32 protein-coding genes and 1 pseudogene are annotated in these 21,321 nt (G+C 60.4%); 15 read left to right on the forward strand and 18 right to left on the reverse strand.

Annotated features, from left to right (window positions below):
• Positions 1-7 precede the first annotated feature (7 nt).
• The 16 genes from FJQ89_RS02340 to FJQ89_RS02410 all read right to left on the reverse strand — a co-directional run bounded on the left by FJQ89_RS02340 (position 8) and on the right by FJQ89_RS02410 (position 9,376).
• Entirely contained in the window at positions 8-421 is a 414-nt protein-coding gene (locus tag FJQ89_RS02340; protein WP_099376061.1) for a recombination protein NinB, read from the reverse strand.
• Complete coding sequence (locus FJQ89_RS02345; protein ID WP_141168873.1) at positions 418-684, reverse strand: hypothetical protein; 267 nt, start codon at positions 682-684, stop codon at positions 418-420. Before FJQ89_RS02345 ends, FJQ89_RS02340 begins: the two co-directional genes overlap by 4 nt.
• The gene (locus tag FJQ89_RS28170; RefSeq protein WP_243136370.1) at positions 681-1,433 is read right to left on the reverse strand and encodes a KTSC domain-containing protein; all 753 of its coding nucleotides are present in this window, start codon (positions 1,431-1,433) and stop codon (positions 681-683) included. Before FJQ89_RS28170 ends, FJQ89_RS02345 begins: the two co-directional genes overlap by 4 nt.
• Before the next feature lie 31 nt (positions 1,434-1,464).
• The gene (locus tag FJQ89_RS02360; protein WP_141168874.1) at positions 1,465-2,700 is read right to left on the reverse strand and encodes a hypothetical protein; all 1,236 of its coding nucleotides are present in this window, start codon (positions 2,698-2,700) and stop codon (positions 1,465-1,467) included.
• Positions 2,697-3,344, reverse strand: coding sequence for a lambda exonuclease family protein (locus FJQ89_RS02365; protein WP_102293746.1), 648 nt, complete (start codon positions 3,342-3,344; stop codon positions 2,697-2,699). The genes FJQ89_RS02360 and FJQ89_RS02365 overlap by 4 nt, the downstream gene beginning before the upstream one ends.
• On the reverse strand, positions 3,341-4,480 hold the full coding sequence (locus FJQ89_RS28545) for a RecT family recombinase (protein ID WP_279239620.1): 1,140 nt from the start codon (positions 4,478-4,480) through the stop codon (positions 3,341-3,343). The genes FJQ89_RS02365 and FJQ89_RS28545 overlap by 4 nt, the downstream gene beginning before the upstream one ends.
• Positions 4,477-4,617 carry a hypothetical protein gene (locus FJQ89_RS27930; RefSeq protein ID WP_165829471.1) on the reverse strand — a complete coding sequence of 47 codons (141 nt, stop codon included), beginning with the start codon at positions 4,615-4,617 and terminating at the stop codon, positions 4,477-4,479. Before FJQ89_RS27930 ends, FJQ89_RS28545 begins: the two co-directional genes overlap by 4 nt.
• Positions 4,593-4,838, reverse strand: coding sequence for a hypothetical protein (locus FJQ89_RS02375; RefSeq protein WP_141168875.1), 246 nt, complete (start codon positions 4,836-4,838; stop codon positions 4,593-4,595). Before FJQ89_RS02375 ends, FJQ89_RS27930 begins: the two co-directional genes overlap by 25 nt.
• Positions 4,835-4,966, reverse strand: coding sequence for a hypothetical protein (locus FJQ89_RS28550; RefSeq protein ID WP_279239621.1), 132 nt, complete (start codon positions 4,964-4,966; stop codon positions 4,835-4,837). The genes FJQ89_RS02375 and FJQ89_RS28550 overlap by 4 nt, the downstream gene beginning before the upstream one ends.
• Before the next feature lie 235 nt (positions 4,967-5,201).
• Complete coding sequence (locus FJQ89_RS02380; RefSeq protein WP_141168876.1) at positions 5,202-5,381, reverse strand: hypothetical protein; 180 nt, start codon at positions 5,379-5,381, stop codon at positions 5,202-5,204.
• 145 nt (positions 5,382-5,526) lie between these two features.
• A complete protein-coding gene (locus FJQ89_RS02385) occupies positions 5,527-5,901 on the reverse strand; it encodes a hypothetical protein (protein ID WP_141168877.1) in 375 nt (124 codons plus the stop codon).
• Between the two features lie 246 nt (positions 5,902-6,147).
• Positions 6,148-6,426 (reverse strand): hypothetical protein, encoded by a 279-nt coding sequence (locus FJQ89_RS02390; RefSeq protein ID WP_141168878.1) that lies wholly within the window; start codon positions 6,424-6,426, stop codon positions 6,148-6,150.
• Between the two features lie 80 nt (positions 6,427-6,506).
• Positions 6,507-7,376, reverse strand: coding sequence for a hypothetical protein (locus FJQ89_RS02395; RefSeq protein ID WP_141168879.1), 870 nt, complete (start codon positions 7,374-7,376; stop codon positions 6,507-6,509).
• Entirely contained in the window at positions 7,373-8,134 is a 762-nt protein-coding gene (locus FJQ89_RS02400) for a HipA family kinase (protein ID WP_141168880.1), read from the reverse strand. The genes FJQ89_RS02395 and FJQ89_RS02400 overlap by 4 nt, the downstream gene beginning before the upstream one ends.
• A 75-nt stretch (positions 8,135-8,209) precedes the next feature.
• Positions 8,210-8,686: a hypothetical protein gene (locus FJQ89_RS02405; protein ID WP_141168881.1), complete on the reverse strand. Its 477-nt coding sequence runs from the start codon at positions 8,684-8,686 to the stop codon at positions 8,210-8,212.
• Positions 8,687-9,376: a S24 family peptidase gene (locus FJQ89_RS02410; RefSeq protein WP_165829470.1), complete on the reverse strand. Its 690-nt coding sequence runs from the start codon at positions 9,374-9,376 to the stop codon at positions 8,687-8,689.
• A 43-nt stretch (positions 9,377-9,419) separates the two neighbouring features.
• On the opposite strand from FJQ89_RS02410, the gene FJQ89_RS02415 reads away from it, so the two are divergent.
• The 9 genes and pseudogenes from FJQ89_RS02415 (at position 9,420) to FJQ89_RS02445 (ending at position 14,238) form a co-directional block, all read left to right on the forward strand.
• Positions 9,420-9,806, forward strand: a complete 387-nt coding sequence (locus FJQ89_RS02415; protein WP_243136372.1) for a transcriptional regulator — start codon at positions 9,420-9,422, stop codon at positions 9,804-9,806.
• Entirely contained in the window at positions 9,803-9,940 is a 138-nt protein-coding gene (locus tag FJQ89_RS27935) for a hypothetical protein (RefSeq protein WP_168208333.1), read from the forward strand. Before FJQ89_RS02415 ends, FJQ89_RS27935 begins: the two co-directional genes overlap by 4 nt.
• A 70-nt stretch (positions 9,941-10,010) precedes the next feature.
• On the forward strand, positions 10,011-10,301 hold the full coding sequence (locus tag FJQ89_RS02420) for a hypothetical protein (protein ID WP_141168882.1): 291 nt from the start codon (positions 10,011-10,013) through the stop codon (positions 10,299-10,301).
• A 17-nt stretch (positions 10,302-10,318) separates the two neighbouring features.
• Positions 10,319-10,534 (forward strand): hypothetical protein, encoded by a 216-nt coding sequence (locus FJQ89_RS02425; protein WP_141168883.1) that lies wholly within the window; start codon positions 10,319-10,321, stop codon positions 10,532-10,534.
• A 76-nt stretch (positions 10,535-10,610) separates the two neighbouring features.
• Positions 10,611-10,850 (forward strand): annotated as a pseudogene (locus FJQ89_RS02430) (helix-turn-helix domain-containing protein); the annotation flags it as partial.
• 35 nt (positions 10,851-10,885) lie between these two features.
• On the forward strand, positions 10,886-11,035 hold the full coding sequence (locus FJQ89_RS27940; RefSeq protein ID WP_168208334.1) for a hypothetical protein: 150 nt from the start codon (positions 10,886-10,888) through the stop codon (positions 11,033-11,035).
• 52 nt (positions 11,036-11,087) lie between these two features.
• Positions 11,088-11,771, forward strand: a complete 684-nt coding sequence (locus FJQ89_RS02435) for a phage regulatory protein/antirepressor Ant (protein WP_141168885.1) — start codon at positions 11,088-11,090, stop codon at positions 11,769-11,771.
• Positions 11,768-12,214, forward strand: a complete 447-nt coding sequence (locus FJQ89_RS02440) for a MarR family transcriptional regulator (RefSeq protein WP_141168886.1) — start codon at positions 11,768-11,770, stop codon at positions 12,212-12,214. The genes FJQ89_RS02435 and FJQ89_RS02440 overlap by 4 nt, the downstream gene beginning before the upstream one ends.
• Entirely contained in the window at positions 12,211-14,238 is a 2,028-nt protein-coding gene (locus tag FJQ89_RS02445) for a DNA cytosine methyltransferase (protein WP_141168887.1), read from the forward strand. The genes FJQ89_RS02440 and FJQ89_RS02445 overlap by 4 nt, the downstream gene beginning before the upstream one ends.
• A gap of 5 nt (positions 14,239-14,243) precedes the next feature.
• Here FJQ89_RS02445 and FJQ89_RS02450 read toward each other — a convergent pair whose 3' ends face one another.
• Entirely contained in the window at positions 14,244-14,819 is a 576-nt protein-coding gene (locus FJQ89_RS02450) for a DUF6680 family protein (RefSeq protein ID WP_141168888.1), read from the reverse strand.
• A 35-nt stretch (positions 14,820-14,854) separates the two neighbouring features.
• Here FJQ89_RS02450 and FJQ89_RS02455 point away from each other — a divergent pair, with 35 nt between their 5' ends.
• The gene (locus FJQ89_RS02455) at positions 14,855-15,283 is read left to right on the forward strand and encodes a hypothetical protein (RefSeq protein WP_141168889.1); all 429 of its coding nucleotides are present in this window, start codon (positions 14,855-14,857) and stop codon (positions 15,281-15,283) included.
• Between the two features lie 20 nt (positions 15,284-15,303).
• Here FJQ89_RS02455 and FJQ89_RS02460 read toward each other — a convergent pair whose 3' ends face one another.
• Positions 15,304-15,957 carry a hypothetical protein gene (locus FJQ89_RS02460; protein WP_141168890.1) on the reverse strand — a complete coding sequence of 218 codons (654 nt, stop codon included), beginning with the start codon at positions 15,955-15,957 and terminating at the stop codon, positions 15,304-15,306.
• Positions 15,958-15,986: 29 nt separating this feature from the next.
• On the opposite strand from FJQ89_RS02460, the gene FJQ89_RS02465 reads away from it, so the two are divergent.
• Genes FJQ89_RS02465 through FJQ89_RS02480 form a run of 5 tightly spaced genes read left to right on the forward strand, consistent with a single transcriptional unit; the run spans position 15,987 to position 21,300 of the window.
• Positions 15,987-16,484 carry a Ref family recombination enhancement nuclease gene (locus FJQ89_RS02465; RefSeq protein ID WP_243136374.1) on the forward strand — a complete coding sequence of 166 codons (498 nt, stop codon included), beginning with the start codon at positions 15,987-15,989 and terminating at the stop codon, positions 16,482-16,484.
• Positions 16,481-19,108 carry a DNA methyltransferase gene (locus FJQ89_RS02470; RefSeq protein WP_141168891.1) on the forward strand — a complete coding sequence of 876 codons (2,628 nt, stop codon included), beginning with the start codon at positions 16,481-16,483 and terminating at the stop codon, positions 19,106-19,108. The genes FJQ89_RS02465 and FJQ89_RS02470 overlap by 4 nt, the downstream gene beginning before the upstream one ends.
• On the forward strand, positions 19,105-19,512 hold the full coding sequence (locus FJQ89_RS27945) for a hypothetical protein (RefSeq protein ID WP_168208335.1): 408 nt from the start codon (positions 19,105-19,107) through the stop codon (positions 19,510-19,512). Before FJQ89_RS02470 ends, FJQ89_RS27945 begins: the two co-directional genes overlap by 4 nt.
• A complete protein-coding gene (locus FJQ89_RS02475; RefSeq protein WP_168208336.1) occupies positions 19,509-20,465 on the forward strand; it encodes a YdaU family protein in 957 nt (318 codons plus the stop codon). Before FJQ89_RS27945 ends, FJQ89_RS02475 begins: the two co-directional genes overlap by 4 nt.
• A complete protein-coding gene (locus tag FJQ89_RS02480) occupies positions 20,452-21,300 on the forward strand; it encodes an ATP-binding protein (RefSeq protein WP_141168893.1) in 849 nt (282 codons plus the stop codon). Before FJQ89_RS02475 ends, FJQ89_RS02480 begins: the two co-directional genes overlap by 14 nt.
• The last annotated feature ends 21 nt before the right edge of the window (positions 21,301-21,321 follow it).

The following is a 21,321-nucleotide window of genomic DNA, read 5'->3' on the forward strand; positions in this document are numbered from 1 at the left end:
CGCTTCCTTATTCTGAGAACACGACGCCGCGCGCGGCACCGAAGGCATACAAAAATTCAATGAACTGAGCGGCTTCCTTCACGTAGAAGTCGCTGGTCTGTACGCCCAGCTGCACGATGCGGCGCCCGTCGAAGCTGGGTGTCACGCGCCCGTCGTGGTGCAGTGGCGTGCCGGCCAGGCGCATTTCGTCGGCAAACTCGTCCACCAGCAGCCGCTTCATGTCGTCCGCATCCCACTTGCGCCCGATGTGCTCGACCTGCTTGGCGATCTCGCCGATCATCGCGTGGTACTTTTCTTCCTGGGCGCGCTTCTTTTTCGGCTCGGAAAACACCACCATCCAGCCGGGCGGCGCGGTTTTGGCAAATTCGACCGCCCGGCGCCGCGCTTCGTCGTGCACGAGGAAGTAGGTTTGCTTCGTCATGGCGGCGATCCTGCGGCCGTGCTGGTTGGCGCCAGCGGCGTCACGCGTTCCAGGTCATAGCTGCCTCTGATGCCATCCAGCCAGATGACTGCGGTGTGGCCGCTGAGAACCTGGGCTACGCTGACGGTGATCGTCTCGCGGACCTCGCCACTGTCCAGCTTGACGCTGACTGCGGCGCCGATCTGGTGCGCGGCGTTGAACTTGTCGCATGCGGCCTGGAGCTGCGCGGTCGCCTTTGCCTGGCGTTCGGCGCGGCTGCTCACGCTGCCCCGCCCAGGTCGGCCACGTCGATCACGATGCCGCGGCAGTACGGCTCGCCGCCTTCCACGATTTCGAAGGTGGCGTGCGGCACGTCGGTGCGGTAGGTCCAGCTGTAGCCGTCTTCCTTGGCCCAAAGGGCATCCACGGCGCGCACCTGCGGCGCCCGGGCGAAATAGTCTTTGAGCGCATCGTCGTCGTGCTGAACATCCTCGCGGAACGGCAGCAAGCCCTTGGCGTCAATCAGAGCGATGGTCGGCGCGCCGCGCTCGTCGTCCACGAAGCCACGGAACTCCATCAGGTCGTCGCTGGCGCCGAAGATCACGATCAGGCCGGCGGCCTTGGCCTGCATTTCTTCTTCCTTCGCCATTTCCTTGCCGTATTCGCGGCCAGTCAGCAGGCCGGCCAGCAGTTCTTTGCTCAGCTTGACTGGGGCGGCTTCGGCCAAGCTGGCCGGTTTGACGGCCGGCTGTGGCGCGGCGTGGTTGAAAGCCGCCTGATCGATCTTCGAGTAGGGAAACTGAGCAGCAAACTTCTTAATGCGCTGGATAAAGAACGAGCCTTGCGATTCGGCGCCCAAGAATTCGGCGAACAGATCGGCGCTGAAATTCTGGTAGTGGTAAATGTCGCTCTGGCCGGTTGACTTCTTCGGGTGGAACTGGATGGCCAGCACGTTCAGTTCTGGCACGTGGCCGATGGCTGCAAATTGGCTGGACTCGACCTGGTGCATGACGATTTGAGGTGTGGTGCTCACAATGTTCTCCTAGTAAAGGTTGGGGCGGTGGTTATGCGGCTTCGGTGACCAGTCCGGCGCGCGCGGCGGCAAAGTCGAACTTGGCCAGGCGATCGATGGCCTCGGCCGCCGTCAGGCCGAACTGGTCGAACATCACATCGAGGATGTCGCTGTCGGATGGGTAGAGGTCATCGGCAGCGGCGTCGAGCAGGTCAGGTGCTGGCGCTGGGCGGCTCGCGGCCGGCGCGATGGCGGCGGGCGCGCGGCGGATGCCGATAGGAGCCGAGGGGGCTGGCGCGGCAACCTGGGCGGCTTGCTCGGCTTGCACAGCTGCATTGGCCAATCGGTCGGCGTCGACCTGGGCCAGCCGTGCGGCTTCTGCTGCAGCGGTTTGCATGTCCAGCAGTTCCTGGCGCTGGCGTGCGATTTCCGCTTGCTCCAGCCGGTTCTGCTCTGCTTGGGCGTTTGCCTGCTTTTTCAATGCAGCGGCCTGCGCCTCGCGTTGGCGCAGCGCCTCGGCTTCCTGCTCGGCGACCAGCGCCGCGCGGCGGTCGTCTTCGGCTTGGCGTTCGGCAGCGATACGTTCAGCTTCCACCTGGGCGATGCGCCGGGCCTCGGCAGCCGCTTCGCGCAGCTGCGCCAGTTCGGCGCGCTCGGCGGCAATGCGGGCGGCCTCTTCTTCGTTGGCCAATGCTGCGGCGTGCAGGCTGGCCAGCTTGGCGCTCACTTCGGCAACGACCTTGGCAGCGTCCTTCTCGAATTCGGCAAAGCGCGCCTTGTCCACGACGATGGCAGCCACAGTTGCTGCGGCCACCTGGATATCGGCAGCGGACTTGCCCACCAGTTCCAGCGGCGTATCATGGATTGCCGCAATATCAGCCTGGATCGCAGTAATGCGTTCGCGCTCCTTCGCAATCGCAGCTTGCTTTTCGGCCTCGACCTTGGTGTCGTAGGCGTCGCGCAGCTCGAACACGCGATTTTCTTCGGGCGTGATCAGCGCAATCAGGTCTTTTTCCTTGGCAATCACCGCCTTGCTGAAGTCGGTTGCGTCTTTGCGTGCGGCCTCGCCGACGGCCTTGATGCCGGTGCGCAGTTTCAGCAGGTTCATTCCGATGCGGTGCGCCTGCTCGCGGCCGGCGGGATCGATGACGGTGGTAATATCGGTCGAGGCGGCAACCTGTTCCTTGATTTTTGCCTCATAGTCCACGGCGCCCAGCGCGACGGCAGCGCGCTGCGGCAGGGTGAGGGCGGTGGTAGCCGGCGTGGCCTGGGTGGCTTCGGTGATCATGCTGCCTCCTTCATTCGTAAAATTGTTTCGTTTTCAGTAACCAGTTTTTCAAAATCGACCAGGTCGAGCACCATCGCGTCGATGTAGGCGTCGTCGCGCTCGACGCGACGGAACCACAGCTCTTTGCCGACTGGAGCCAGAGCAGGGCAGTACAGGCAGAAATCCCACCAGCGGCGGCCCGTGATCCACATGCAGCCCTGCACCTGGTCCATGAATTCGCTGAAATCGCCGTTTATCAGAACGTCGCGGAGGCGTTCGGGTGAGATCAGGCATTTGTATTCGCTGCCTCCGTCATCGCCGATCAGCCCGTCCGCACTGGCTCCAAACAAGCGATCTTCGGTAAGGACAAAGCCAGCGCGTTCAACAACGTGACCGCTTTGCACCTCGTGCTCATGGCGTGCGGCCGGCTCCAAGTCATGGCCGCGTCGCATGGCATAGGTTTCGAATCCTTCGTCGAGCGGCATGCCGCTGATGCGCTCGATGGCCAGGCGGAAGGCGTAATCATTGGCTGCTGACGTGGGCTGGCCTTTGTTTGCACCCGATTTCAGCTTGGCACGCGCCACCACAAACATGCTGGCGGTGATTACCCCGGCTCGGGCGGCATGCCATTCGGGGCTTCCTTGCTCGCAGGTAAGGATGATCATTTGGACACCTCGACAGCTTCTGCGCGTGCCTTCATTGCAGGGTAGGCGCCGGCCAACTTGTCCTGCGTGGTCTTGGAGAGCCGATCCCAAGCGCCAACAAATGCTTCCAGGCCCTCGTCAGCGACCGCGCCAAGGTCGGCAGCCAACTCTTCCATTTCAGGCGAGAGTGGGGGAGGGGTTGCACTGGCCACCGGCGCCGCATCAACCGTACGGCTTTGATCGGCAGCCACAGCTTTTGCTTTCAGTCTTTCGTGATCGGCAGCCAGGGCTTTCCGGTTCGGTACGCCAGTGTCAGTCCAGAATTTTTGATACGCAGTTACGCCTTTGCCTGCGGCCGCTTCGGCCGCGTCGATCAATGCTTGCGATGCCTGGGCTGGCGCTGGTGCGCGCATGCCTCCGGTATCCGGCGTAATATCGCGCGCCTCGCGGTTGCCTTCGTCCAGCTCGTCGGGGGTGTAGACACCCAGGATCACATCGGGGGAGTAGAGGCGGGTCCAGCGTTTCACGGCCAAGTACGCCAGCTGCTGTTTCGGGTCGGTCGCCCACAGCGGGGAATTACGCACACTGGCCTGCACCAGCAGCAGTTCGAGCACGCGTGGCTCAGCTTCACCGCGTAACGTCGCCCAGATGCGCACGCCCAGGCCATCCTCATCCTTGAGGTCGTAGTCCGGCACGCGGAACTGATATTCTTTCTTGTAGTCAGCAGCGCCCTTCGTGCCCTTCGCCGGCGCGGTGCAGACCTTGGATTTACCGATGATCTTTTCCCAAGGGCCATACCATTCGTAGTTGAAGCGGTCCCGCGTGACACCGCTCGACTGAATCACGGCATTTACCAGCTGCGCCTCGTAGCCCAGCGCGCCGTTGACCAAGTGCGTTTTCTGCGCCACTGCAAAGGGATTCATGCGCCACTGGATGGCCTGCATGATGACGGCGGCGCAGTCGGCCGGGCTGCCGCGCAAGTGCTCCGGGATAGTGGCGCGGCCTTTGGCCATGATGTCGGCCAAGCGCATCATGCTGTCCATACTTGCGCTGTCCAGAATCAGCGCGGCGCTGCTGGTGGCCACTACGGGCATGTCGCCCTGATCGTATTGCGTTGCCTGCATGACGGTGCGGCTTTCTTGCGTAACTGCGTTCATGACTTTTTCCTTGTGAGTTTTATGATTTCTGCCTTCAATAGCGCCAGGCGAACGGCGTAGACGATGGCGTGGCCGGCATGCCAGTTGCGCAGGGCCTGGCTGGCCACGTCAATCACGGCTTGGCTGACGACGTCCACTGCGCCTCCCTGTGGGCGCGGCCCAGGCGCTGTGCTCGCGCGGCGGATGCGTCCAGGTCGATCAGTGCTTCGATCTGCGCGGTGATCAGTTCCTTGCGCATTTCTTCCAGCCCGGCCAGCTCGCGGCGCACGCCGGCCAGGCGCATCTTGTTCATGCGGTGCTGGTGCTGCGCCTGGTAGTGGCGATGTGCGGCCAGTAGGCGGTGGAAGAGGGCGATCATTGGCGCACCATTGCGGTCACGCCCAGGGCGCCGTCGTCGTAAGCGGCATCGATCAGCGCGCCCAGGTTGCCGATGGCGGCGAAGCTGTACACCGTGCTGGCGGTGCGGATGGTGATGATGTAGCTCATGTCCTGATCCTCTGGTTAAATGGGGTGCTGGCGACCCGGTCAATCCGTCGGGCGTGTGATTCCTGCGGCTGGTGAGCCGCCAACACATGACCATCGAGAATCCCTCGCGGGACGCCGACACCAGGTGATTAATCTGGCCGTACCTGCTCGGCAATCACCCCGGCAGATTCGATGGTCATGTCTTGGCCGCCGGTTACGCCGGCGAAACGGGCCAGGGCGACTGGCCGGGGTAAAACTAGGCTGCCGACACCTGCGAAGGGCGGAACTTGGCCGTTGCCGTCGAGCCGTCCAGCAGCACTTCCAGGAAGTCGCCGCGAGCGCCTGGGTGCGTCTGCACGAACTTGCCAGGGCGCGCCGCTGGGTCGGTCTTCGTGCCCTTCACATTCACCTTCTGATCTTTTTTGAAATTCGACATGCTGTATTTCCTTCAAGGTTGGTTGTGGCGCCGGGCTTCCCCGGGCGCCTGATCCTCACGAAGATCAATCGGGGCATGCTGATCCCACAGGGCATTTATCCGGCCCGCCGGCCTGTCCCGCCTTGAACTACGGCGCGGGCGACCGCTAAATCTGCAATTTCTCCAGCGCAGCAACTTGTGCGCGGGTCTTGGCCTGGAAGTTCGCCGGATCGTCGCGCGCCAGCTGCGCGGCACCGTCGATTTCCCGTGTCGCACTGGCCTGCGCATCGGCGTAGATTGTGCTGGCGACAAATTCCCGGAACGCGTTGCCAGCGGTGGCCGCATCGCATGCCAAGGCGGTGCGCGCCAGCACATTCATGGCGCCAGGCGCTGCCAGCCGTTCGAGCAGCAGGTTGGCGATCCCGCTGGCGCCGGCGCCGCCGGTCAGCAAGACGGTACGTGCGACTGCATTCTTCTCGGCTGCCAGGGCGGTGATCATTTCTTCGCGCAGTTCGGCTGCATGGTGGTCGCGGGCGCTCATGGCGATTCGCCGCGCGCTGGGATGGCGATTGCCGGGATCACTTCGCCGTGGGCGACGAGGACCGCTTCGAGTGCTGCGAGCTCTGCTGGGGACATGTCGTACTCCTGTGTTTGCTTTCGATGAATGAAGTATTACACATATTGTGTATTAATAGCAAACAGTTTGTGTAATTATTTTGTGTGTCGGGAGACGATAGGATTTGACGGACGAAAAAAAGCCTCGAATCGTCGAGGCTGGTGTGGATGCTTAGAATGGGAGTTCGGGCGCCGGTGGCGGCCGGTAGGCCTGCCATTCGATTTCGTCAGCGTTGATCTGGCCGATCAGGGGCGCGATATCGAAGGCGGCGTAACTGCGCGAGAATCCGCCGACGCGCGGGGATAATAGGATAATGGGGTAGGTAGGGAAGTAGCGCTGCGCCTGAAGGATCAGGCGAGCGCCCGGCGTCGGATAGGTCTGGTCTGGATCGACCAGGATCGCTGCGAGGGTGAGGCGGTTGACGCGGATGATCGCGGAAGTGTATTGCATCACACGCTAGTTAGAGCACAATCGAAAAATCCAGCGGTAATTGAATTATCGAAGCGCGAATTCCCAGAAAAAGCTGCGCTTTAATCAACTAAGCTCAAAACCGAATTGGCGGCCTGTTGAACTGACTCCACTAAATCGAGGGTCACCTTGCTCTCTAGTGACTCCTGCTCAAGTTCCTTAATGGCTCGCCGCGTTGCCTCCTGCTGTTTGTCCGACCACATAATATCGTCGGACCGCGGTATTCCTGCGACCAGCTTGGTCTTCAACAAACTCATAGTTTTAGATGCAGTTCGAAGCTCTTGCAACTTGCCACGTGCCAGGCGCATGCTATGAGAAATACTATGGGGTGCGAGGTTCGAAAAGTGTGCGGCGGCACTCGGCATCAAGAACCCGAATTTGGCTGTATCAGAATATAACATTCCGTGCTTTTCAAAATATGGGGCCAGATCAGGCCTAACTAACGTGACTTGCTCCCGTACTCTAGTACTCCAAAATCTAGAATCCTCCTCCGCTGAGACCGACTCCGCTGGCGCATCCGAATCTTCCATGTTATAGAATATAGTGGATTGTTGCGCCGCTGATCTCATGGCATCCAACCGGCCATGTAGCGCATAGGCAGTCTTCGTCTTTGTTACCGCAAACCCTTCAATCGGCACCAGCCACTCCTCTAGACTTCCATCGGCCGCGAGGTACGCAGTAAGCGACTCTTCAATAAACTCAAGGAGAGACTGGAAATGTTTGTGATGAATGCCAAACAGTGCCCTCATAAGCTGTGGGCGTATAGTCTGTTTTACAAGGAAGCCGTCAGGATCGACGCAAGCGATATGGCTTGTTACCCACTCGCCAGTGTGTGGGCGAAGTTCTAGCCGTATGGCACGCCACTTAGAGGAGTATGACGGTATGGCAGGAAATCCGTCCGGTATTTCGAAAAAATTGCGACGCTCACTCATATCGTTGCTCCAATTAATAATCCTTGCTGCCCAGGGAAACGATTCTGTAAGTGAGTGTTCAAATTGGAAAGCCTGTTTTCCACAAAATCGAAGAAACGCTCAGCTGAGACTGTGTGAGTGGCTATCCCTGTCGACTCCAAACTTGCACGGGTTACTTCTGCGTTCATGATATCAAATGCCGCACTTTCGCGGAAAAGAGTTCGCAACAGCGCGCGTACTTCCTTCGTGCTGGTGCAGTCTGCCGCAAGGAGGTTGCAAAGGACGTTTTGGCTGGGATAGCTAGGATCGATGTCCAATGCTTTACCGTGATCGATGATCGCGAACTCTTTTGGCCCAACGAAAAGCAAATTTCCTAGATTTCGATCCCTGTTGTCAATCCACTCATCGAAAGCAGCAACCTCATTGATCTTTGGCCATGCCAAGAGAGCTTGCTCTAAAATTTTTCGGGCGGCCGGATTATAAGTGGGCGGAGTTACATTAAAGGCCCTAAGAGAATTGGGATACTCGAGGTCCACGCACCCATAAAGGATTTCTCCTGCCACTGGGTCATAAAGCAAAATTGGTTCAGGCGCTGGCAAGCCAAGGTTTCTCGCTAAATCGGCACAGAAAATTTCAGCAGCCAACTCGGGTTCGGATAATTTTTTGAAGATAACCTGAATCTGGTCGGTGCGCGTCACTGCTAGACCTCGCCTTGCAGCATTAATCCCGGTGCCTACAGGCTCAGAATCGGGAAGTAGGGTGCCTTTTCGTATCTTCATTTTGACTTCCACGGGATAAATTTTGTGGCAAATTATAAACTTTATTAATAATTGGAAATATATCGAATTGTTGCGTTATTTTATCAACCTCAATCCGCTTGTTGGCGAAGCAATACCCATCAACTTACCCTTGCGGTAGAACATGATCTCCCGTGCAGCACCGCCTAGGCACGCATCCATATCTGCATAGGTCGCGACCATCTGCAGGCGCTTCGCCTCAGGCTGCTTCTCGATTGCGTAGACCCAATGAACGGCAAGGTGATCACCTTCGATGTGCCACTTGGCAAATTCTCGGATACCGAACTGCACGTCCTGGGCAGCCTCTTTGTTGCAGGACTGCTGCCTACGCATAGATACAGGAACTGGCTGCTCACTAACCGCTGGGCCTGTGAAGTGCGGATTCTTCAAGCTGCTGACCAGCTTGCAGGAGTCCGCTGGCACGGCCTGGCTGACGGTGTAGACGCGACCAGATGCTGCGTTCGTGCATTGCCAAGTCTCAGCGTGGGCCACCGGCGCAAGCATTGCGCCGAGGACGAATATCAAGACCTTCATTTATAGCCGATCCTTGAAATTGCGCGCCTCGAAGCGCACGACGCGACCGATGACGTCACAATCACCAGGGCGACAAGGCTCTTGCGGGAAGTCTGGATTTTCAGATGTTAGATACCACTCGCGGCGCTCATATTTGAGGCGCTTCACGACCGGCTCTCCCTTGAAATTCAGCGCAAATACGCTGCCGTTCACCCGATTCTTGTCAGTGACGTTCACGACAACTACGTCCCCCTCGAACATCAGCGGTCGCATGCTGTCGCCCCTAACTTTGATTGCCAGCAATGCGCCTGGTGCCAAGTCTCGCTCTTCCAGCCAAAGGCGCGGGATATGGAAGTGGCCGCCGTCCTCGAATATGTGATCTGCTCCGAAGCCCGTAATTCCGGCGCGCACATGCTCTGGCACCATGCGAATGGCGACCGTGGAAGGTGCCATGCTTTCATCATCGGTTACGGGACTGCCGTCGGCAATATGGGATGAGCTGTCGAGGCCCAACAGCTGATCTGTGGTCAGACCCAAGGCGCGTGCCACCGGCACAGCTTTGCCAACAGGCGCTCCCCGTGATTTCCAGTTCGTCAATACAGCGGGCGCAATGCCCAGCGTTTCGCGCAGCCATTGCTGGTCTTTTTGGAGTTCCACCAGTCGCGCTTCAATGCGCTCCCAAGGGATATTGTTTGCCTTTTTGTTCATCATCAAAGAATAGCTAAACATTCACAGAGTGTGTTACACAAAATGTTTGATCGAAATACACAAGTCGTGTAATATGATCTTCATGAATCCACTAGATAAAGCAATCCAGTTGTGCGGCGGCCTTTCAGCCTTGGCCAAGGAGATCGACGTCAGCTCCGCACGGCTCGGCAATTGGCGCTTGCGCAGCGTACCCATCGAATACTGCCTCGCTATCGAAACGGCAACCGCAGGGGAGGTTTCCCGCAAAGATCTGCGCCCTGACGACTGGCATAAGATTTGGCCTGACTTGGCTGCTGCGTCCGCACCGCGCCGCGCCACTGACCCGGCCCCAGCGTTAGGCCACGCCGGCCGCCAGCCGCCCACCACCAACGCCATCTTCGACACCGTACCGCTGCGGGCCGCCGTCGGCATCGACGGGGGCGCAAAACCATGATCCGCCTGATCCCAATCTCCCTGCCGCGTCCGGCGGAAGACTTCGTGCGCATCCCGCTGCTCGAACCGCACCAGTTGCCTTGCGGCGTGCCGCTTGAGGAGTGCGCATTGCCAGCCTGCGAGCGTCCACCGTAAAACAGCACCAAGTACCAACCTGCATTTCGCTGTACCCAAACCCTGTAACACCGACCACCAGGAGAAAACCATGAAACAGAAGCAAAAACGTACCGCGCTCGTCAAGGGCTACATCACGGACGACAACAAGGATGCCTTGCAAGCCGCGTGCACTGCGATGCGCAAGACCGTCAGCGACGTGCTGAACGAATGCACGATCGTAATCATCCGCAATCACCTGGACGCCAGGCCGAAACGGAATGATACGCCGCCGTTTTCCAGCGGAGCTAGGCCCAAATCAATAAATAACAGGGCCCAGTTTATCCCGGCACCGCGCCCGTGCTTCGGCGTCGTCCCGCGCGTCGTGCGGATGCGGGTTTAACGGCATGGAGGCAGCTATTGAATAAACAAGCCGAGGTCACAGCCGAGGAAAAGGAGCTGATCTTCCAGCGTTCGATGATCTACCGCCAGGCCGAGAAAGACTTGCAGGGCGCCAAGGACGGGGAGGGCGAAGACGCGGCGAAGGCCGCGCACAAGGAAGCGCGCCAGAAATGGCGCGATGCCACCGACAGGGTGGCGAAGAAATACGAGGTGCCGCGGCGCGAGCCGCCATAACGAACCCGCACCCGACAGCTACAGCATCGCATGGCTGGAATCTGCCACTTTATTCACCATCAATATGGAACATGACATGACGCAAACAACTGCAATTACGCCGTATCGCTCGCTGGACAACGCTGCTGGCAACAACGAATTGCTCGACATGCTGCTGGCCAAGGGCCCAAAGAACGACGCCGCCCTGGCCCGCGCGCTGGAAGTGGCGCCGCCAGTGATTTCCAAGATTCGCCACGGCCGCCTGCCGATCGGCGCCTCGTTGCTGATCCGCATGCACGAGGTGTTCGACGTGTCGATCCGCGAACTCAAGCGCATCGCGCGCGCCGAGGTGGCGGTCTGACCTGGACGACTATGCGGCCCGAAAGCGGCGCGCCGGCGCAGCCCGAGCAGGGCGCCCAGCAGCAAGAGCACGTCGAGCGCGAATTGCCGGTCGACCCCGGCCATGTCCGGACGCGCCAGCACTACGAAGCAATGCTCGAAGAGCAGCGCGCCAGCCAATAAAAAAAGCCCGCTGGCAGGCGGGCTTCCTTAAAACACTACGTGAGAACACACGATGGAAATGATTATACCGCAGTCATTGCTGATGACCAGCAGGGAGATCGCCGAGCTGACCGGGAAGGAACACCGGAACGTTGCGCGCGATACCAAGGCTATGCTCCAGGCGCTGAAATTGAACCCGCTCAGTTTTGAGCAGGTCTACAGGGCCGGAAATGGCCAGTCGCAGACGGAGTATCTGCTCCCGAAGGACCTGACGTTGACGCTGGTTTCCGGCTACAACGTAGTCATGCGCAAGCGTATTATCGACCGCTGGCTCGAACTGGAAGTGGCGCCTCAGCCGTTTGAGCTGTCGCGCATGGACCTGATCCAGCTGGCGCTGCGCGCTGAAACCGAGAACATCGCGCTGGCGGCCAAGATCGCCATCGACGCGCCGAAAGTCCGTTTTGCAGAAACCATTCGTGCCATTGATGGCGTGTGCCATATCGAAAAGGTAGCCAAGACCATCGGTATCGGCCGCACCAAGTTTTTCCGCCGCCTGCGCGAGGATCATATTTTGATCAGTGGTAGCAACCTGCCATATCAGAAATACATCGACAAGGGCTATTTCACAGTCATCGAAGGCAACCCCTTTCGCGACAGCAAGGGCGTCGAGCATCCCACCTTCACCGCCATGGTGACCGGTGCTGGCCAGGTCTTCCTGGTGCGCAAATACGCGAAAGCCGGGGAGGCGGAATCATGAATGACCGCTCAAATACTAAAGCGGCGTGCTTGCTTGGCGCGCAAGCTGACATAGCCTCCACGCGCAATTCCGCCAACGCCGACCGCGCCGCCGATATCCTGGCCACGGTCAAGCGCTGTGGCGCCGCAACCATTGGCGACATCGCCCTGGACCTGACTCTTCACCGGGAAACCGTGCGCAAGCGCCTGGCCAAACTGGTCAAGGCCGGGCACCTCGTGCTGATCGAGGCCGCAGCAACCCATTCGCGCGCCCTGTACGGCATGCCCGACCTGGACGACCAGGACGAATTCGACCTGTATAGAAATCGCAGCAGCAACTGGCCGCGCGGTGAGCACGGCCGTGATCCGCTCGTTGCGGCCATGTTTGGCGCGCCAGTGACAATGATCACCACCAGTCCGCCGTGCGCTCATTTTGCTCCAGAGTTTGCCGGGGTGCGCCCATGAAGCGCGACGCATTCACACTCTCCCTCGACCTGGGCACAGAGTTGATTATCGACAACTTTGCGGGTGGTGGCGGAACGTCGACCGGCTTGGAGCAGGCATTCGGCCGCCCGGTCGATATCGCAATCAATCACGACCCCGAAGCGCTGGCCATGCATGCGGCGAACCATCCGCACACCACGCACCTATGCGAAAGCGTATGGGACGTCGACCCGATCAAGGTCACGAACAACCGCCCTGTGGGCCTCGTCTGGCTGTCGCCGGACTGCAAGCACTTCAGCAAGGCCAAGGGCGGCAAGCCCGTCGAGAAGCGCATCCGTGGCTTGGCCTGGGTGACGCTGCGCTGGGCGGCCAAGTGCAAGCCGCGCGTGATCATGCTGGAAAACGTCGAGGAATTCAAAACGTGGGGCCCTCTGCTGGTCGAGGCTGATGGCAGCGCCAAGCCGGACCCGGCGAAGAAGGGCAAGACGTTCGATTCGTTCATCCGCCAGCTGCGCGCGCACGGCTACACTGTTGACTACCGCGAAATGCGCGGTTGCGACCACGACACGCCCACGATCAGGAAGCGCTTCTTCCTCGTGGCGCGCCGCGACGGCATCACCATCGAGTGGCCAGAGCCTACCCATGGCGCACCGGACAGCATCGGCGTGCGCGCGGGCAAGCTGCTGCCGTACCGCACGGCGGCCGAGTGCATCGATTTCAGCCTGCCATGCCCGTCGATCTTCGAACGCGACAAGCCGCTGGCACCAGCCACGCTGCGCCGCATCGCCAAGGGCATCATGCGCTATGTGGTCGACGCGGCCGATCCGTTCATCGTCGGCGCCGGCGGCCCAGCACGTGCTGGCGAACCGCGCCCGACGGCCCGGCCGTTCGGCACGCTGCTGGCTCGCAACGACAGCTATTTCTGCGCACCAACCATCGTCCCGGTCACGCACCAGGGCGGTGATCGCACGGAATCGATCGGTGAGCCATTCCGCACCATCACCGGCGCGCACCGTGGTGAGAAGGCGCTGGGCGTGGCCACGCTGGTGCAGGTGGGCTACGGGGAGCGCGAGGGCCAAGCGCCGCGAGCGCTGGACATTGAGAAGCCGCTGGGCACCGTCGTCGGCGAGAGCAAGCACGCGCTGGTATCTGCCGTGCTGGTCGATGCCGCCCATGGTGAGGTATCGCCTGGCGGTGTGAAGCGCTGGGGGACTGGTGCGCACGACGTCGAGGCACCGCTCGGTACCGTGACGGCCAGCGGCAACAAGGCCGTGGCCACGGCGTTCCTGGCCAAGCATTACACGGGCGTAGTGGGTTCCGACTTGACCGATCCTATCGGCACGGTCACCGCATGCGACCACCACAGCCTGGTGACGGCGTTCTTGACCGAGCATGCCAACGCGAGCAATCAGCGCGTGATGCCGGCCGACGAACCGCTGCGCACCATCTGCGCCCAGGTGAAGGGCGGCCATTTCAGCATGGTGTCGGCGCACATCACGAAGTTCCGCACCGGCGCCACCGGCAGCGCGATGACGGAGCCGCTGCCGACGATCACGGCCGGGCCGAAGGAAAAGCCTGCCGGCGCGCCGCATGCGCTGGGCATCGTAACCAGCAATCTGGTCAAGCTGCGCGGCACCAGCACGGCGGCCGGTACCGATGAGCCGCTGGGCACGGTCAGCGCCGGCGGCCAGCATCACGCCGAGGTGCGTGCCTTCTTGCTGAGCTATTACGGCACGGACCAGGCACCGGAGATCGACGGGCCACTGGCCACCGTCACGAGCCGCGACCGCTTCGGCCTGGTGACGATCCACGGCCAGGATTACCAGATCGTGGATATTGGCCTGCGCATGCTGCAGCCGCGCGAGCTGTTCCGCGCCCAAGGCTTCCCGGACGATTACATCATCGGCGACGACCCGGCCCAGGGCCTGAAACTGACGAAGAGCGCCCAGGTGCGCATGTGCGGCAATTCAGTTTGCCCGCCCATGGCCAAGGCCTTGATCCTCGCCAACTTCGCGCATGAACGCGAGATTGCGAGGGTAGCGTAATGCTGCTATCCCTGTTGATCCGGGAAGTTTACGACGCGCATTGGAAGCGCAACTTCACCTTTCAAAAGCTTGGCCAGTCCTATTCTAATTGCCTCTTGATCAAGTTCGATCGCTCCATGAGCAACTGGGCTATACACGGCGCGCCGCAGGTCAACAGAATCAAAGTCAAAATTTTGGGCTGTAGCAATTGCTGCAAGCAGCGCGTAAAACTTCTCATCTCTGTTATGTGCCCATTGGTCCGCCTTAGATTCGCTCAATGCTTTCACATCGACGTCCAAAGCATCGAAGTATGCACGACGGGCGAGACAAACCTGGCGCTCTCCGTTGGTTTGTCGCTGCCTACCGAACGACCGCTTCCCGTAGAACGCAATGTCAATCATGTTGAGTGCTTGGACGTGTTCTGGCGCGAGTCGAGCGGCTCGGGTCGCCATGAGCGTGCGAAAGATTCCGTCCTTCATCCCTTTTTTTGCTTGCCCGCGCTCGATCCATTTTTGCGCTTGTACCGCAAGAATGGGGCCGATCAAAACCGCTGCGATCGTAAGCCATTCGCCAATTCGAATTGCCGGTTCTTCTACAGCCATATTTTGTCCGTTATTGCAAAAAGGAAAATAATATCATGATGTACGACTTAGCAAGAGCTGATCGGCACCATCTGGCCAACCAGGCCGCGCCTGCCTATTCGCTGATCCGCAAGGTCTGCGCCTGCGGCAAGGCCAGCACTGCCAAGCAGCTGGCCCAGCACGGCAAATGCGCCACTTGCGCGCTGGCCGCCGTCCGCGACGCGATCATGCCTGGCGACTACGCCAAGCTGCAGCACATGCTCGGCGCCGTGCAGCAATATCCGAAGTCCAAGTGGGGATGGCGCAATTACTTTGCCGCCGGCAGCGGCCAACAGTACGAGGCCATGCAGCGCCTGGTGGCCGCCGGCTTGGCCACGGCTGGCCGCGCAACCGGCGACATGACCTATTTTTACGCTACCCGCTTGGGCTGCAAAGCTGCGGGCCTCGATGGCGCTGGCATCAAGCGCGCGATGGAAGTGCAATGACTTTCGCAAAAATTCATATGTTAATTATCCAGCCTGGGATCTTGGTTGTTACTCAGCTTTTCCACCCCTTTCAGATAAATAGAATAAGCAATTTTGCTTCGCAGCTTCGAGTATCCAGCCGCTCTAACGATTGCATCGACGTTCCATTGCTGGGGATCGGTTTGTCCGTTGTCAAAGATTGTTTTTGCTTCGTTGAGAAGATCGCTGAGCGTATTAGCGGCTTCCTTAATTTCCATGAACCCGCTCACCATTTGAGCGGATCCAAGAGCATGCACGGGGACTGTATTCAATACGTGGCTTGTCTCGATGAATATTTTCGCGTCCTTCCACTCAAGAAGGCTTTGCGCAGCTGTTTGACGATCCATAAGGGCGGGTGTGATGCTAGAAATCTCCGTAAGCATTTTGTCCAAAATAATACGGACGGAATTTGCTTGCCGCAGCAACGATCTGAGCTCGATATCCCTCGCAAGAGTTTCAGCCCGCGTAGCTTGCATATGCATTACAAAAATTGCCACCCCGAGTGCGGCGACGGAACCAATTGCTTGAGCCCAGCCCGAATCCAACTCGGTCCATGCGATGAAATTAATCGCCCAACGGATCGCGATCACGGCGCAGATAAAAATAATTACTGCCATGGCGCAGAGTCCGAGCCACTTGAGTATATTGTTGTGCATGAGTTTCCTTGTCAAAAGGAAATCTTATCATGATGCGCCACTCGCCCATGAAGCCAGGCAAGCCCCTGGCACGCACGCCATTCAAGCGCACCTCGCCGATGCCCAGCACCGGCATGCTCTCCCTGCAGTCCTACCAGCGCACGGCACCGAAGCGCAAGGCCGGCTTGAAGTCGAAAGAGCGCACTGTCACGGCCGCCGAGAAACTGCTGTGGACCCGCCTGGCCGCGCTGGGCTGCGTCGCCTGCAAGAAAGACGGCAAGTTCAATACACACGTCAGCATCCATCACGTCGACGGCCGCACGAAGCCTGGCTGCCACCAGCTCGTGTTGCCGCTTTGCGCCGGCCACCACCAGGACGGTACCGGCGAAGACAAAACCCTGATCGCGGTTCATCCATGGAAGGCGCGTTTCGAAGCGCGCTACGGCACGCAGGCCGAGCTGATGGATGAGTGCGCGCAACTCTTATTTGAACAGTGGGACGCTGCAGCAGCACCTGCCACCACACAACCTACATTGGAACACCCATGAGCGCCTTTAGCCCGCAAGAGCAAAAACACCTGAAAGAAGCCGCGTACAGCGATTTCCTGCGCGCCAAGATCAAACTGGCCCAGCGCAAGGGCTTCGACGTGCCGCTGGCCGATATCCACCCCGGCCTCAAGCCGCACACCCGCGACATCGTGCGCTGGGCCCTGGCTGGTGGCCAGCGCGCCATCTTTGCCTCGTTCGGCCTGCACAAGACCAGCACCAACCTGGAGGTGATGCGCCAGATCGGCATCCACCGGCCAGGCCTGCGCCTGATCGTGCTGCCGCTGGGCGTGCGCCAGGAGTTCATCCGCGAGGCCGCGAAGCGCTTCACCGGCGAATATGAGGTGCAAGTGCGCTTCATCCGCACGGATGTCGAGATCGATGGCCAGGACGTCGTCTACCTAACGAACTACGAATCGGTGCGCGAGGGCAAGATAGACGTGCGCAAGTTCCGGGCCGTCGGCCTGGACGAAGCCAGCGTGTTGCGCAGCTATGGCAGCAAGACCTATCAGGAGTTCCTGCCGCTGTTCGAGCAGGTCGAGTTCAAATTCGTCTACACGGCCACGCCGTCGCCGAACCGCTTCAAGGAACTGATCCACTATGCCGGCTTCCTGGGCGTGATGGATACGGGGCAGGCCCTGACGCGTTTCTTCCAGCGCGATAGCGAGAAGGCGGGCAACCTGACGCTGTATCCGCATAAGGAACAGGAATTCTGGCTGTGGGTGGCCAGCTGGGCCGTCTTCATCCAGCGCCCGAGCGACCTGGGCCATTCCGACGAGGGCTACGACCTGCCGGCGCTCGACGTGCGCTTTCACGAGGTGCCGAGCAATTACAGCACGGCCGGCGCCGAGAAGAACGGCCAGGGCCTGCTGATCCCGAACGTTGCCATGGGCCTGTCGGCGGCCGCCGGCGAGAAGCGCGACAGCATGGCCGCGCGCGTTGCCAAGGTGGCCGAGATCATGGCGGCGGATCCTGACGATCACTTCCTGATCTGGCACGACCTGGAAGACGAGCGCCACGCTATTCAGGCGGCGGTGCCGGGCGTGGTCAGCGTGTGGGGTACGCAGGACCTGGACCAGCGCGAGCAGCGCATTGCCGATTTCAGCGACGGCAACATCAAGTATCTGTCGACCAAGCCGGTCATTGCCGGCAGCGGCTGCAACTTCCAGGTGCATTGCCACCGCGAGATTTTCGCGGGCATCGGTTTCAAGTTTAATGATTTTATACAAAGTATCCATAGGGTAAAGCGGTTCGGGCAGACCCATCCTGTGCGCATCGACATCATCCACACCGAGGTCGAGCGCAAGGTGCTGGCCGACCTGATGGAGAAATGGCGCCGCCACGACGAAATGCAGGCCAAGATGGGCCAGATCATCCGCGCCTATGGCCTGGACCAGCTCTCCATGCAGGATTCGCTGGCGCGCACCATCGGCGTCGAGCGCGCCGTGGTGGCCGGCGAGCGCTTCTCGGTGGCCAATAACGACTGCGTGCTCGAAGCCATGCAGCAGCCGGACAACTCGGTGGGAATGATCATCACCAGCGTTCCTTTCGCCAACCATTACGAATACACGCCGAGCTATAACGACTTCGGCCACACCCAGGACAACGATCACTTCTGGGCGCAGATGGACTTCCTGACGCCCGAGCTGCTGCGCATCCTGCAGCCTGGCCGGATTTACGCCTGCCACGTCAAGGACCGTATCAACTTCGGCAACGTCACCGGCGCGGGCGTGCCAACGGTCAGCCCGTTCCATGCCGAGGCGCTGTTTCACGGCATCAAGCACGGCTTCGACTACATGGGCATGATCACGGTCGTGACTGACGTGGTGCGCGAAAACAACCAGACCTACCGCCTGGGCTATTCCGAGGTGTGCAAGGACGGCACGAAGATGGGCGTCGGCTCGCCGGAATACATCCTGCTGTTCCACAAGCCGCAGACGGACCGCAGCCGTGGCTATGCCGATACGCCCGTGACCAAGGCCAAGCCAATGTGCCTGGACGATGCCGGCGACCGGATCCCGTTTGACCGCAAGGCCGTGCCGATTCCTGGTACTGGCTACAGCGTGGCGCGCTGGCAGGTCGACGCGCATGCGTTCTGGCGCTCCAGTGGCGATCGCCTGCTGGGCGCGGCCGAGCTGGCCAGCTTCGGCCCGGGCAAGCTGGCGAAGCTGTTCACCAGCATGTCGCTGGAGAACGTCTACAACTATGAATATCACGTCGAGGTCGGCGAGGCGCTGCTGGCCAACAAGGCGCTGCCTGCGGATTACCTCAGCCTGGCACCAGGCAGCGCCGATCCGGCCGTGTGGCACGACATCGTGCGCATGCGCACCCTGAACGGCGAGCAGTCGGCGCGTGCTGTCGAAAAGCACGTTTGCCCCTTCCAGATCGATATCGTTGATCGCCTGATCGGACGCTACAGCAATTCGGGCGAGGTGATCTACGACCCGTTTTGCGGTCTGGGCACCGTGCCCGTGCGCGCGGTGAAGCTGGGCCGGCAAGGTCGCGGCAGCGAGCTGAACCCGGCATATTTCGCTGACCAGGTGCACTACTGTCAGGCGATGGAGCGCGAAGTCAGCATGCCCACGTTGTTCGATATGGAACTGATGGACGAGGAGAACGCCAAGTGACGCGCGCAAATTTCAGTGAATTCGTGCTGGGCGCCATGCCCGGTACCAAGGCCGAGATCGTCATCAAGTCGGGCGTCAGCCAGGCAGCCGTGTTGCGGTGGGTGGGCCTGCTGCACGCCGACCGCAAGATTTACATCGCTAGCTGGAAGCCGCACCCGCGCGCAGGCGCCGCTATGGCCGTGTATGCCGTCGGCGACCTTCCAGACGCACCATGCAAGCTACCGCACTTGAGCAAGCGCCAGATTCGCTTGCGCTTCGAGGCCAAAGCCAAGCAGGATGGCCGCTGGGACTCGATGAAGGCGCGCTGGCGCAGCAAGTACTGGATCCGCAAGGCGGGCGCCGTGGGCGACCCGCTGGTGGCGGCGCTGTTCGGCGCGGCGCGCGCGCAGGAGGCCCGACCTTGAACTACTTCGAGCACCATATTGGCGACTATGACAAGAATACCTCGCACCTTTCGGCCTGCGAGGACGGGATCTATTGCCGCATGATTCGACGCTACCTCGACAAGGAATTGCCACTCGATTCGGACGTCGAGGAGATAAAACGTGTCGTCCGCGCACGCAGCCGCGAAGAAAAAAAAGCGGTTGACGTCGTTCTCAAAGAGTTTTTTTCTCTCGCTGCCGATGGCTGGCACCACAAAACGTGCGACGAAATTATCTTCGCATTTCAGGCCGGCGAGCCAGAGCGAGAGGCAAAGAAAGCGAACGAGGAAACACGCATGAGGCGGCATAGAGACGAGCGTGCAGCCCTGTTTGCCCAGCTTACGGCTGCTGGACAGCACGCTGCTTGGAATATCGGAATCAAGGAACTCCGGGCGATGGCGGGTGCGTTGCAGGCCTCAAAAAGCCCGGAACCTGAAACGCCACCTGTAACGGCACCTGCAACGCCTGCAACGGCTACCCAAACACCAATACCCAATACCCAATCACCAATATATAAAACCTTGTCGGAGAAAATCCCCGACGCGGCGATTCCAACGGTGCCTGTGGTCGATATCAAGGAAGCCAGGGAGAAGCGCAAGCACAGCGCTGACGACGAGAAGTGCGCCCGTTGGCTGTTCGGCCGGGTGCTGGCGAACAATGCCGCTGCAAAGCAGCCGAACTTCGAGGGCTGGGCCGATGACGTGCGTCTGCTGCGCGAGCGGGACAAGCGCACCCACGCGGAAATCTGCGAGCTTTTCCAATGGGCCCAGGGAGACGCGTTCTGGTGCTCGAACATCCTCTCGCCGGCAAAGTTGCGCGAGAAGTGGGATCAACTGACGATGAAACGAACGCCTTTGGGCGGAAGGACGGCACAGCATGGAAACTTTGGCAAGCAGGATTACCACAAGGGCGTTGGGGCAGATGGCACCTTTTGAAGGCAAGAAGCGCTTCGTCAGCGCGCAGATCGAGCGCTGCCCGATGCACGGCGAGTACACGGCCATGCTGATTCGCGGCGCCTGGTCCGGCTGCCCGGATTGCATGAACGTCGAGGACCAGGTGCGCGAGGCAGAGCAGCGCGCCGCGTGGCGCCAGGAGCTCAAGGCGCGCGAATGGAGCGCAAAGCTCGGCCGTGCCGCTATTCCCGAGCGCTTCGCTGATCGCCGCCTCGAATCGTACCGGCCGGACTGCCCTGGCGCCGAGCGCGCGCTGGCCGTGGCCACCCGGTACGCCGAGAACTTCGAAGATGCACGGGCCACTGGCGCCTGCCTGATCTTCGCTGGGGATGTCGGTACCGGCAAGACGCACTTGGCCGTGGGAATCGCCCACCACATCATGGGGCACGGCCGCCAAGCGGTCTTCACCTCGGTGATGCGCGCCGTGCGGTCCGTCAAGGAGACCTACGCCAAGGGCGCGGGCCGCACCGAGGCGCAGGCCATCCGCGACCTAGTCGACCCTGATCTGCTGATCCTCGACGAGGTGGGCGTGCAGCACGGCAGCGACACGGAAAAGCTGATCCTGTTCGAAATCATCAACGGCCGCTACGAGGCGGCGCGCCCGACCATCGTCATCAGCAATTTGGACGCGGCCGGCCTGGAGCAGTTCCTGGGTGCGCGGGCGTTTGACCGATTGCGCGAGGGCGGCGGCAGGCTGGTGGTCTTCGATTGGGAGTCGCACAGGGGGAAACGCCCGAGCGTCCAGGCTGCGAATGCCGCTCAGGATTTGCCAGAGGCACCGCCGCACTGCGCAAGGGCCATGGCCGCTACGAAGTGACGTACCCATCAGAAAAATCGG

Origin of the sequence: Janthinobacterium tructae, from assembly GCF_006517255.1 — a bacterium.
GTDB classification, from domain to species: domain Bacteria; phylum Pseudomonadota; class Gammaproteobacteria; order Burkholderiales; family Burkholderiaceae_D; genus Janthinobacterium; species Janthinobacterium tructae.